Origin of the sequence: Rhizobium sp. NZLR1b, assembly GCF_019685155.1 — a bacterium.
Taxonomy (GTDB): domain Bacteria; phylum Pseudomonadota; class Alphaproteobacteria; order Rhizobiales; family Rhizobiaceae; genus Rhizobium.
Genome location: NZ_JABDWC010000028.1, coordinates 82,436 through 94,394 on the forward strand (window position 1 = coordinate 82,436; position 11,959 = coordinate 94,394).

The 11,959-nt window shown below is 59.3% G+C and carries 10 protein-coding genes, 1 tRNA gene and 1 pseudogene; 6 read left to right on the plus strand and 6 right to left on the minus strand.

Going from position 1 to position 11,959, the window contains the following annotated elements; genetic code table 11:
* Positions 1-77 precede the first annotated feature (77 nt).
* A complete protein-coding gene (locus HJB84_RS28755; protein ID WP_221117585.1) occupies positions 78-1,502 on the plus strand; it encodes a DHA2 family efflux MFS transporter permease subunit in 1,425 nt (474 codons plus the stop codon).
* Positions 1,503-1,557: 55 nt separating this feature from the next.
* On the opposite strand, the gene HJB84_RS28760 is transcribed toward HJB84_RS28755, so the two are convergent.
* The 3 genes from HJB84_RS28760 to HJB84_RS28770 all read right to left on the minus strand — a co-directional run bounded on the left by HJB84_RS28760 (position 1,558) and on the right by HJB84_RS28770 (position 4,399).
* The gene (locus HJB84_RS28760) at positions 1,558-1,941 is read right to left on the minus strand and encodes a VOC family protein (protein ID WP_207583059.1); all 384 of its coding nucleotides are present in this window, start codon (positions 1,939-1,941) and stop codon (positions 1,558-1,560) included.
* A gap of 55 nt (positions 1,942-1,996) precedes the next feature.
* Complete coding sequence (locus HJB84_RS28765; protein WP_207583058.1) at positions 1,997-2,716, minus strand: RlmE family RNA methyltransferase; 720 nt, start codon at positions 2,714-2,716, stop codon at positions 1,997-1,999.
* Positions 2,717-2,827: 111 nt separating this feature from the next.
* The gene (locus HJB84_RS28770) at positions 2,828-4,399 is read right to left on the minus strand and encodes a Ppx/GppA phosphatase family protein (RefSeq protein WP_207583057.1); all 1,572 of its coding nucleotides are present in this window, start codon (positions 4,397-4,399) and stop codon (positions 2,828-2,830) included.
* Positions 4,400-4,640: 241 nt separating this feature from the next.
* Between HJB84_RS28770 and HJB84_RS28775 the strand changes: the two genes are divergently transcribed.
* Positions 4,641-4,714 (plus strand) — tRNA-Gln (locus HJB84_RS28775).
* Between the two features lie 300 nt (positions 4,715-5,014).
* On the opposite strand, the gene HJB84_RS28780 is transcribed toward HJB84_RS28775, so the two are convergent.
* Entirely contained in the window at positions 5,015-5,455 is a 441-nt protein-coding gene (locus HJB84_RS28780; protein ID WP_221117586.1) for a hypothetical protein, read from the minus strand.
* Positions 5,456-5,976: 521 nt separating this feature from the next.
* Here HJB84_RS28780 and HJB84_RS28785 point away from each other — a divergent pair.
* A complete protein-coding gene (locus HJB84_RS28785; RefSeq protein ID WP_221117587.1) occupies positions 5,977-6,399 on the plus strand; it encodes an ester cyclase in 423 nt (140 codons plus the stop codon).
* Here HJB84_RS28785 and HJB84_RS28790 read toward each other — a convergent pair.
* Complete coding sequence (locus tag HJB84_RS28790; protein ID WP_259669391.1) at positions 6,396-6,839, minus strand: MarR family winged helix-turn-helix transcriptional regulator; 444 nt, start codon at positions 6,837-6,839, stop codon at positions 6,396-6,398. The two genes, HJB84_RS28785 and HJB84_RS28790, sit on opposite strands and share 4 nt — an antisense overlap.
* A gap of 692 nt (positions 6,840-7,531) precedes the next feature.
* On the opposite strand from HJB84_RS28790, the gene HJB84_RS28795 reads away from it, so the two are divergent.
* Both HJB84_RS28795 and HJB84_RS28800 read left to right on the plus strand, forming a co-directional pair.
* Positions 7,532-8,233 (plus strand): thioredoxin family protein, encoded by a 702-nt coding sequence (locus HJB84_RS28795; protein WP_221117588.1) that lies wholly within the window; start codon positions 7,532-7,534, stop codon positions 8,231-8,233.
* A gap of 253 nt (positions 8,234-8,486) precedes the next feature.
* Positions 8,487-8,747: a hypothetical protein gene (locus tag HJB84_RS28800; protein WP_207583052.1), complete on the plus strand. Its 261-nt coding sequence runs from the start codon at positions 8,487-8,489 to the stop codon at positions 8,745-8,747.
* Positions 8,748-9,236: 489 nt separating this feature from the next.
* Here the strand turns inward: HJB84_RS28800 and HJB84_RS28805 are convergent, their stop codons facing one another.
* Positions 9,237-11,198, minus strand: coding sequence for an elongation factor G (locus tag HJB84_RS28805; protein ID WP_207583051.1), 1,962 nt, complete (start codon positions 11,196-11,198; stop codon positions 9,237-9,239).
* A gap of 529 nt (positions 11,199-11,727) precedes the next feature.
* On the opposite strand from HJB84_RS28805, the pseudogene HJB84_RS28810 reads away from it, so the two are divergent.
* A pseudogene (locus tag HJB84_RS28810) lies at positions 11,728-11,959 on the plus strand (MFS transporter); the annotation flags it as partial.

The following is an 11,959-nucleotide window of genomic DNA, read 5'->3' on the forward strand; positions in this document are numbered from 1 at the left end:
TGGCAGGCCTCTGAAGTGGGTCTAAACAGCACGGGCCTTCCCAGCTCCCATCCGCAGCCCATCAAGGCCTCCCGCCTATGAACCGCATCGTCCCGCTGATCCTTGCCGTCGCTCTTTTCATGGAACAGATGGACTCCACCGTCATTGCCACGGCGCTGCCGGCGATCGCGGCGGATCTCAATGTCGGGCCGATCACGCTGAAGCTGGCGCTGACCTCCTATATGGTGGCGCTGGCGGTGTTCATCCCGGTCAGCGGCTGGATGGCCGACAGGTTCGGCGCCAAGAAGATCTTCCGCCTTGCCATCTCCGTCTTCGTCATCGGCTCGATCTTTTGCGCCATCTCGTCTAACCTCGTCGAATTCGTCTTTGCCCGCTTCCTGCAGGGCATGGGCGGCGCGATGATGACGCCGGTCGGCCGTCTCGTGCTGGTGCGCACGACGAAGCGCAGCGATCTGGTTTCAGCCATGGCGCTGCTGACCATCCCGGCGCTGGTCGGACCGCTCACCGGCCCGCCGCTCGGCGGCTTCATCACCACCTATTTCAGCTGGCACTGGATCTTCCTGATCAACGTGCCGGTCGGCATCATCGGCATCTGGCTTGCAACGATCTTCCTGCCGGAGGTCGAGGCGACGGCGCCGCCGAGGCTCGATTTCACCGGTTTCGTGCTCACCTCGCTTACGGCCGCCGGCGTCGTCTTCGGCTTGTCGGTCGTCAGCCTGCCGGCCCTGCCCCCGATCATCGGCGTCACCGCCACCATGATCGGCCTTATCTGCGGCTTCCTCTATATCAGCCATGCCAAACGCCACCCGGCGCCGATCCTCAACCTCAACCTGTTCAAGAACCCGACCTTCCGGGCCTCGACCTTGGGCGGCACGCTCTTTCGGATCTGCGTCGGCGCCATGCCCTTCCTGACGCCGCTGATGCTGCAGCTCGGCTTCGGGCTGACGCCATTCCAATCCGGCCTGATCACCTTTGCCGGAGCGATCGGGGCGATCACCACCAAGTTCATGGCAAAGCGCGTTTTCGCGGCCGCCGGCTTCCGCACGACACTGCTTTGCGCCGCCATGGTGACGACCCTCGTGACCATCGTCACCGGCCTGTTCACGCCGGCAACGCCGCATCTGGCCATCATCGGCGTGCTGCTGCTCGGCGGCTTCTCCCGCTCCTTCATGTTCACCGGCGTCAATGCGCTTGCCTTTGCCGACATCGATGATGCCGAAGCCAGCCAAGCGACATCGATGAGCTCGGTGATGCAGCAGGTCAGCCTGGCGCTCGGCGTTGCGGTCGCAGCCGCAATCCTGGAAAGCTCGATCTATATCAGGGGTGAAGCGTTGCAGGTCGCCGATTTCCACCTCGCCTTCTACATCATCGCCGGACTGACGGTCATTGCGACCATTCCCTTCATCCGGATGGATCGCAATGCCGGCGCGCTCGTTTCCGGCCACCGCGCAAAGCTGGTGACGGCGTCGACGATCGAAGCCGAGCAGCCGGCGGTGAAATAGGCTCCGAGTGCTCCAGCCTCCTTTGCGCGCCTGAAAAGACGCGCGGCGCTGTCGTCTATTCAGGGTTTTCGCAGACGGCAGAGAGCTTGTTGCCGTCGAGATCGCGCACATAAGCGGCATAGAAATGGGCGTGGTAGGAGCGCAGGCCCGGCCCGCCTTCATCGACGGCGCCTGCCGCCATCGCCGCCACATGGAAGGCGTCGACATCGGCTCGGCGTTCGGCTGCAAAGGCGACCATGGCGCCATTGCCAGACGTCGCCCGGCGGCAATTGAACGGCGTCACCACCCAGAAGCGGCAGCGCGTATCGCTCTCGGCGGAATAGCCGATTTCCTCTTCCGAATAATGCTGGCGGCGATAGCCGAGCAGAGGCAGCACGGCATCATAAAAATGTCCTGCGCGATAAAGATCGTTGGTTCCGAGCGTGACGTAAAGAAGCATGGGACCAGCAGCTCAGCTCTTGAGATCGTCATCATCGGCCGAGACCAGCCCAAGATCAAGCCTGCTCTGCGTCACCTTCGGCCTTGCGTCCCTTGAAGCCCTTGGCGAGCAGGAACATCTCGACCGATTCGGCGCGCGATGCGTTCGGCTTGACATGGACGACCTGGCGGAAATTCTGCTTCAGCATGGCGAGCAGCTCACGCTCGGTGCCGCCCTGGAAGGTCTTGGTGAGGAAATGTCCGCCCTCCCCCAGCACCTCGACGGCGAATTGGGCCGCGACTTCGCAGAGATGCATGGTGCGCAAATGGTCGGTGCGGTGGTGGCCGGTGGTCGGTGCTGCCATATCGGAGAAGACGAGATCTGGCGTGCCGCCGACCGCCTCCAGCAGCTTTTCCGGCGCCGTCGGATCGAGGAAATCGAGCTGCAGGATCTTGACGCCGGGCAGCTGGGCCATTTCGAGAAAATCGATCGCGGCCACACGGATATCCTCATCCGTCGAGCCGGTGACCTTGGCAGCGATCTGCGACCAGCTGCCGGGTGCAGCACCCAGATCGATGATGCGCTTGGCGCCGCGCAGGATATGGTGCTTCTCGTCGATCTCCAAAAGCTTGAAGGCGGCGCGGGCGCGATAGCCTTCCAGCTGGGCGCGCTGGACATAGGGATCGTTGATGTGGCGCTGCAGCCATTGGCGCGAGGAGGCCTTCATCTTCTTGTTCTTGACGCGCTGGCCGAGCTTGCGGCCGGTGCGGTTTCCCGCGATCGGTGCTTTGGTCATGCCTTTTCCTTATCTAGAGCATGATGCCGAAAAGTGTGCGCGGTTTTCGGATGACATCATGCTCTAACTCTTTGATTCATATCCGGATTCAGATTTCAGGTCGGCCTGAAATCATCCGGATCTGGCCCGCTGGCCGCGGCGGTTGCGATTACGCCGCCACACGCCGTCATCGGCCATCATGTCGGTGAGCAGGCCTTCCCTCAAGCCGCGATCGGCCACGCGCATGCGCGGGCTCGGCCAGCGGCGGCGGATCGCCTCCAGGATTGCGCAGCCGGCAAGCACCAGATCGGCCCGATCGGGCCCGATGCAGGGATTGGCGGCGCGGCTTTCGAAATTCCAGGAGAGCAGTTTTGCCTGCATGGCGGAGACCTCGTCATCGGACAGCCAGATGCCATCGACCTTGCGCCGGTCATAACGCGGCAGGTCGAGATGGACGCCGGCAAGCGTCGTCACCGTGCCTGATGTGCCGATCAGATGGAAGTCGCCGGCCTGGGCAACCTCGATCTCCGGGCAATCGAAACCTTCGAGCATGCCGCCGACTTCGCGGACCATGCCTTCGAAGGCCTCCGGCGTGACGTCGCGCCCGCCATGACGCTCCGACAACGTCACGACGCCGACCGGCAGCGAGGTCCAGTGAGTGATGTGATTGGCCAACCGGCTGAAACGATTGTCACCGATGCGGATGACGGCGATCTCCGACGAGCCGCCGCCGATATCGAAGAGCACGACGGAGCGTGTCTCACGCCCGACCAGCGAAGAGCAGCCGGAGACGGCCAGCCGTGCCTCGGTCTCGCGATCGATAATCTCCAGCGCGAGGCCGGTTTCGGCAACGACGCGGCTGAGGAACTCCTCACCATTGACCGCCTGGCGGCAGGCTTCGGTGGCGATCAGCCGCATGCGGCGGATCTCGCGGTTTCTGAGTTTGGAGGCGCAGATCCTCAGCGCTTCGACTGCCCTCTCCATCGCCTCGTCGGACAGACGGCCGCTGGCCGCAAGGCCCTCGCCAAGGCGTACGATGCGAGAGAACGCGTCGACCACCCGGAATTGCCCCGGGCGGGTCGGCTGGGCGATGAGCAGACGGCAATTGTTGGTGCCAAGGTCGAGAGCGGCGTAGAGTTCGTCCGGCCATGCATGTTCGCCGGCCTGGCGATCGCCCTGAAACCCGGGATGGCCGTGACTATCCTGGCGGCCCTTGCGGTTGGCGGCTGTGCTGTTCTGTGTTTCGCGCGGAACTGCAATGCGCAGCGTCTCATCCGCACGGCTTTCCTGTTGCGGGGCACTTGATGGTTTTGCCGACGTCAGCGGCCGGCCCTGAAGACCGCGCTTGCCGCGATGTTTGCGGCGGTTGCGCCGGCTCGGCGTCTGCTCGCCTTCGGACCGAGCAGCACTGTCCACCGCTTGGGTCTGCTCCATCGGATGGGCATGTGGGGAACCGTCCTGCGGCGCGCCATGGCCGCCACGACGGCGACGCTTTCGCTTGCGGGCCGGATTGCCGGCCGCATCTTCCATCGGGCGCGCAGGCTGTCCGGCACCGCCGGTAGGCTCATGCGAAGCGGGATGAGCCGCGCTGCGGGAATGCCCGCCACGCTTGCCCTTGCGGCGCCTGGACTTCTTGCCGTCCTTGCGCCCTTCCGCCGACGCCCCGTCAAATTGCGGCTTTGCGCCGCCTTCGGGGTCTTCCACGTTGTTTTTCCACCGCGCCGCGCAAGTTCTGAGATATGCAGCAGGCGCTCATTTGATTTTTGCGTTGCGGCAAGAATATCAGCGCCCGCAGAAATCGCCAAATTCTTTTTTGAACCGCGATTTGGAGCAGTTTCGCCTTTCTTAGGGAACACCGATTTTTTTCAGAACGGGTATTTGCAATCCACCGGCTTTTGGTTATAAGCGCCGCACAGCAGCCAAGCCATGCTTCGGCGGCAACTGCTGGGGAATAGTTCAATGGTAGAACGACGGACTCTGACTCCGTTAATCTTGGTTCGAGTCCAGGTTCCCCAGCCAATTTTTAGACCTATCCCTTTCTGTTTAATAGTTGCGATCCCACAAGAGAAAAAGTGACGTCTTTGCAGTTACTTGGCGCGGTTTCGCGTCAAGTACCATGTGACGCTCTCCAGATCCCAAGGATGCTTAGAGCTGTCTAGAAGACGGCTGGGGACCCTATTCGAGTGCCTCAAGCCCTGACCAACGACGGCGTTGGGGCCGACAGTGGAACGGCCGCTTTTTAGATCGTAGCGCTGAAAGCCGACCTTTGTATTCAGCGTAGTGGGCCGACTGAAGGGACGACGAACGGAGCGACAGCCCCTACTTTACCGTGATGGCAATACCGCTGAGATCGGCGTTGACTTGCAGGCCTACCTGCTTGCCGGAGAGTTCGAGTTGGGCGCCCTTGTCATTGGTCATGACGATCACCTGGGCCCCTTTGCCGAGCGCGCCGCCACCGCCCGCCGCACCGTAGACCCCCGTCACATCTCGGGCGCGGCGAATATGGCGAACGGTACCATGAAAATAGGTCTTAGAAGCCCCGAAGGCGAGGCCGCCCGAGATGCCGCCGACAGAGACGGGATAGCGGCGACCATGGAAGGTCAGCATACCCTCGCCTCCAGAACCACCCACAAAGAAGGCAGCCTTGTAGACCGAGAAGCTGATCGTACCGCCGTCGGCATGCGCGGAGCCGGCAAAGCTGATTCCTGCTGCAGCGATAACCGCAGCCGCGACTGAACGAAATCTGGACGAAATCTTCATGATGCGAGTGTCCTCAAAATCGAGGCTTACCCAGCCAGGAGGGCACGTCTGCGTTATGCCAAAGTTACAGTCTGAAACAGTCTCGCCCGCCATTAGTTCCAAGCACGCGGCCAGAATCCGGCTGGGAGAAGGCCGCCACGAAACGAGGCTGGTGGCAAACATAGCCTCGGTGACAGGGCCGGTGGCCACGCTCGGCTGACTCATCTAGAGCACGAAAGCGAGGGATGCGCAAAGCTGTAAACATTTCACAACCCACAACCTTTGACGGCGTTGCTGAGATGCGCTCGGAGGCGCGTCGCGGCGTCACGTACAGCGCGGTCACAGCAGATGTCTGCTTCCGGGCAAGGTCAAGATCGACTTCTACGGCCGATATGAGGCGCAAAGCGGAAATCATTTCCGCTTTGCGCCCAGAGTGGACACCTGTAGCAGGTATGACTTGCTACAGGATCGCGGAACGTCTACCACAACATTATATACAGATGCACTGTATATAATGTTGTCGTTTGTGCGAAGGATCAATCATGTCTACCGACCGCAAAGAGGTGGTTCGCCGCTTCAACATCGAGGTCATTCAAAATGGGAGCGAAACAGAATTTCATGCCTTGATGGCTCCCCACTTTGTGAATCACGCCGCGCCGCAGGGAATGCCGAACGGCCCGGAAAGCATGTGGCACACCTTCCAGAATATTCTTCGTCCGGCTCTATCGAACCTGGAGGTAACGATCCATGACCAGATCGCCGAGGGAGATAAGGTCACAACTCGAAAGACGATAAGCGGAGTTCACACCGGTACTTTGCTGGGCGTTCCGGCGACGGGACGGGACGTTTCCATTAGCGTTATAGATATTGTGCGAGTTCAGGACGGCAAATATGCTGAGCATTGGGGCGTGAACACCTTGCCCAACGTGCTCGCTGCATTGTCCAAGCTTGATGCGAAGAGCTAGCACAGCCGTTCGATAACACGGATTGCGGCTTCGAGCGTTCGTCTGTCCTTGCCGGACAGGCGTTCCTCGATCAAGTTGGCAATCTGCGACGTTCGGGCTTCGCGGGCGCGGGATAGTACCTCCTTTCCCTTCTCGGTGATTGAAAGAAGCTGGCTGCGCCCGTCCGCTGGATTTGGTGTCTTGCTGATCAGTCCATCAGATTCCAACTGAGCGGTAACCAGTCGCATGCTCTGATGCCTGACGTTGCGGCGGCCTGCGAGTTCGGCGACACTGAGCGACCCCGCCCGATCCAGAAGCGACAGCGTTTCCGACTGCGAGGTTGTCGGTGTATTTGCTTGCGTCTTCAGGCCGCGAACGAATCTGCCGAGCGTGACACGAAGTTTTTCCGCAAGCGCTAGCGCATCGGTGTCTTTTTCGGAGTTGGCTTCTTCGCTGGTCAATTTCTTTTTCCGCCTAAGCTGAACACTCTGAACCTTTCCATAGAACGAGAAAACTAGAAGAGAAATAGCCTCGGCACTTGTGACCGCTTCTGGCGCACAAGCGACGTGACGCCGCTCCCATGACCACGTCTGCTTTCAGGCAGGAGCGACGGCTGCCTCTATGACCGAGATGAAGGCGCGAGGCCGACGTTCAGCGAGCTGATCTTCTATTTCCGATTGGGCGCCATTGCGAAAGTGAGCGATGCTCGCCTTGAGGAGGATCGAACCGCCGGCCTGTGGATCGGGTTTTTCACGCGACGTTGTGGCAAACGGTCTGTGCCTTCGATCGCGGGATCCCCTTCCCTCTGGATCCGCCCGTTGATCGATGTCGGCAGTTCGCCATCTAAATCACCAAATGTGAGTCAGAGCCAATTTTCCACGCCGAAAGGCACTGCGGGCGCGGGAGGTGCCAAGTTTCTCCGGCATTACAGCGAGGAAGCGAATTGCTGGCCTCCTCTTTTGGGGGCCTGGCCATTGGCTGCTGATGAGCACGTATCGTTGTGGACCTCAACGTCCAATGCAAACCACCAACGGCCCGGCCTGTCCCACAGAACGCAACCACTCGATCACGAAATCGCGAGCATGTAACGAATCTCGATCTTGCTGCGTAGACCCTTTCGAGTGTGCGTAGAGAAGCACTAGGGAGCAGAGAAATGAAGCAGCTCAAATCGATTTTCATTGCAGGCCTTGCGCTACCGTCAGTCGCCGGCTTTGCAGATCTGGCGACCGCCGCCAATCGCGCGCCGACGGTGGTGGAACTATTTACCAGCCAAGGCTGCTCGTCTTGTCCGCCGGCAAACGCCAACCTGATAAAGTTGAGCCACCGCGAGGATGTCCTCACCTTGAGCTTTGCAGTGACTTATTGGGACTATCTCGGATGGAAAGACAGTTTTGGAAAACGAGAATTCACGGATCGCCAGGCCGATTATGAGCCCCGCCTTCGCCAATCCGGATCCTACACGCCGCAGGTGGTTGTCAACGGGACAACAACGACTGTTGGAAACGAATTATCCGAAATCAATCGACTGATTTCGGGCGCAATGCCACTGACGTCTCCATCGCTATCTCTCGGCAAGAATGAGGTTTCGGTGGGCAGCGGCCCTTCCCCGAAGTCAGAGGCTGACATCTGGCTTGTCCGCTACGATCCCAATCTCGTCGAGGTCCCTGTGGCGCGCGGTGAAAACAGCGGCACAACGTTGCCGCATATCCACGTCGTTCATGATCTCGTGCGTCTTGGCGGTTGGAATGGCCAACCAACTTCCTACCGGTTCGCGCCGGAACCCGGCCGATTGAAGACCGCCATCCTCGTTCAAGGCGATCATGGAGGGACAATCCTATCGGCGACGACCGACTGAAGACTGACTTATGCAAAATCCACCCTAATTAGAAATATGTACCAGGAAAAGAAAAGCGATTCTAATCGTGATTATGCCCGTGTATTTGGACTTCGGTTTATAAATCCGGGAAAATTAAGGCTGTAAAAAAGCCATTTTTCTTTTGTTACTATTATATCGATGGATTAATATTTTGTATTGCGTTTATTTCTCATGAACGGTTACCTCATTGCTTTCTATATGCAGAATTAACCGCACCGCAAAGGAGAATACCATGTTCAAGTCAGCCCTTGCCGCCGCAGTTCTAATGACGGCTGCGACTCTTCCCGCCCATTCGGCCACAATGGCGATGTCCAAGTGTGACGACGCCTCGATGATGTCCCTGCACAAGAAGATCGATGGCATGACCGACATGAAGATGAAGAAGTCGGCCATGAGCGAGATGATGATGGCCGAGTCCTCAATGAAGGCGCACAAGATGAAGTCGTGCAGCATGCACATGGACAAGGCCATGAAGAGCATGGGCGCCATGTAAATTCCGAAAGCCACGAGCGACAGGGACTCATTCGTTCCGCGTCCGTCGACATCAGACGCGTCCGATGGAACGATTGGGCGCTTTATCCTCGTGACTTTTGATCAAACGCCATGTCCAGGGCCGCTTGAGGCAAAGAAGACCGCCGACCTCTATTTCGACGGCGAGATCGACCAATGGTTCTACACCAAGGAAAACCCTCCATGAAGGCGTTCTGAATCGGTTTGCCCGGTGCAATGTAGTGCAAATCCATGCTACGGTAGCGAGTTCACCAGCAACGCGATCCTGAGGTACGAGCCGAACAAGACCGGCCCGATCTTGTTATAACCGAATTCCATGTCGGCTCGTACGTAGCCATGGAACGAATGTCTGCATCGCCCATAGGTGCAAAGTTGCTGGATCTCTTTCGCCTACGCCGCAGACCGCGCGGCTATTGCATACGGGCGGGCGTGAGCCCGGCTCTGTGAACGAGCATGAAGTGGCGCGAACGTTTCAGTGTGCGGTGCGTGGTTTCTCGTTTGCCCTCACAATGGCGTCCGCTTCCTTGCCGTATAGTTCCTCGAAGTGATCGAAGGTCTTGGAAAAATAACCAATGCCCTGCGTCGCCGAGCGCAGCGCCCGCGCCAGATCGTTATGTGCGCCGCCCGGAACGAGCGCCCGGAAGATGTCCCATCCCTTGGCGGTTTCATCACGGTCGAAGCCGAGAACCTGACCATTGAGAGCGGCGACGATCTGGACAAGGCTGCCTGAATAGACCGACGGGATGTGGAACTCGCTGCGGAAGACCGGCTGCATCAAGACGGTCGATCCTTCGGAAAGCGCCTGTCGCACCCCCATTTTCGACGCAGTCCGGAAGGCGTGCTCCGAACTGTCGACGGTATGGTGCTGACCATCTAACAGCGTTACGCCGACATCGATGACTTCGAAGCCCAGCGGTCCTTTCTCCATCGCTTCGCGCGCGCCCGCTTCGACGGCGGGGATGTAATTGCGCGGGACGGCGCCGCCCTTGATGGTTTCGCCAAAGGTGAAGCCCTGGCCGCGCTCGTTGGGGTGAATGCTCAACTTCACATCCGCGAATTGCCCGGCACCGCCGGTCTGTTTGCGATGGCGGTAATGAACCTCCGATGGTTTCGTGATCGTCTCGCGGTAGATTGGGCTGGGCGTTCGGTCGGTCACGGAGATATGAAAGACATCGGACAGCGTTCGGCAGAGATCACGCAGATGCATCGGCCCTTGGGCGCGGACGAGTTGAGCGCCCGTGCCTTCCTCCTGCAAGACTTTCAGACCGCGATCCGTCTCGGAAAGTTTCGCCAGCGTTGCGGAAAGTTTGTTTTCATCGCGCTCGCTGCCCGGAATTAGGATCCTTTCAAGCATCGGCGTGGGTGGTTCCGTCCACTCAGGCGGGGCGACCACCGCGCCGGAGGTCAACAGCGAAGGGACGGGCAGGTGGTCGGACTTGACCGTCGCGAAGACATCCCCCGGCGCAGGCAGAACCGCCGAATTGGACCGCCCGTTTGCGAGATTTTGTACGGCGCCGAGGCTGGAGCCGCCCAGTGATGCGCCTTGCCGCAGTCCCTCGCCAAGTGCGCGCACGAGCACCGTCTTGCCGACATTCTGGCGATGATAGGCATGGAAGCTTACGGCCACCAGCTTGCCTTCATCGACAGTTCCCATATGAGCGAGACGCTGCCGAAGAACCCCTACCGGCGGCGCCTCGTGGCGCAGCGCCTTCATCAGCCTCGTCATGCCGTTGCCGTGACTTGCAGCACCGATCAGGACCGGGATAATTCTGTTTTCCCTGAGAACCCGTGATGAAATGGCATAGAGCGCATCACTGGATGGCTCGTGGTCCTCGATCAGTTCCTCGAGAAGCCAGTCATCAAATTCGCACAGTTGTTCCAGGAGCTCGGTGCGCGCCTCGTGCTCGCGTTCGGCAGTGCTTTCGGGGATTGCGATCAGCGCCGACGTCTGGCCTTCCCGGTATCGCCACGCCCGTTCCGAAATCAGATCGCAACTGCCAATGATCCTGTCCCCCTCGCGGATCGGGATCTGGCGAAGCAAAAGGATGTGGTTGGCGTAGTCTTGAAGCGCGGCGATCACGTCCCTCAACCGCCCTATCGGCTCGTCCATCCGGTTGACGAAGAGGATGCAAGGCGTCCCCGAGGCTTCGATTATCCGCAGATAGGGCGCGGCGAGCACAGCCTGCGCGGGTGCCGATGAAACGCACAGTATGCAGGCGTCGCTGGCAAGAAGTGCGTGCTGCGCATGCGCCAACGCTTCGTTGGGGCCTGGCGCATCCAGTGCACACCACGCCTCGTTTCCGAAGGTGAATTCTGTGAGGTTCAATCCATAAGGGGAGCTGGATTTTCTCGGCGTCCCCTCCAGGGAGCCGAGTTTTTCCACGACTGTCGATTTTCCGGTCTGCGAGGGTCCAAGCACGGTAAAGCAGCGCATCGGCCTTCCTCCAACTGCCATAAACACAATTTTCAGCCATCATAGGATGCCCTGAACCGCTGCAAGGCGCCAGAGGTGGTTCAGTTTCACAACGCTTTGACTTAGACTTGCATTTGAGGCTGATCCATTCAGTGGCTGAGAACGCATTGACGAATTTGCGATATCGGCGTCTCCGCAGGGTCGCGATGAAATGCAAAGTTGGGTGAAATCTCGACACGAATGGACATCACGGAGCCGGCAGCCTAGGCTCAAATAAGTCAATCATTCTAAGGTTCAGCGATCTCGTTGCAAGCATGGCGGCGAGATGAACCTTTCGAACGCGTGCGGCACGTTTGGTCAGGTGCGCAAGTTGCAATGAATGGCATTTTTTGGGGTCAAGCAGATCTGCGCGACTGGGATCAATTATTCGATGCCGACCCACGACCTCCCTCCCATCGTCGCAGACCCGACAGTCCGCCGGCTGCCCATGCTAGATGATCATCGCGTCGAGCGGGAGCGTGAACCCGGTTGCCAACAGAGGCCGATCATCATGACTAACGTGCGTATCCCGGGTAACGTTCTCGTAGCCGTCATGATCGCCTGCGTTGGCACGTGTTACGGCTTCGGCCTCAGCCTTTTTTCTCAGATCATCCCCGACATGCGGAAAGATCTTGCCTTCGACTATGCGTTCGTCGGCACGGTCACCGGCCTAGTCCAGTTTTCCACGGTGGCATTCGCCGTGCTCGGTACCTGGCTCGTCCATCGCATCGGTGCCGCACGGA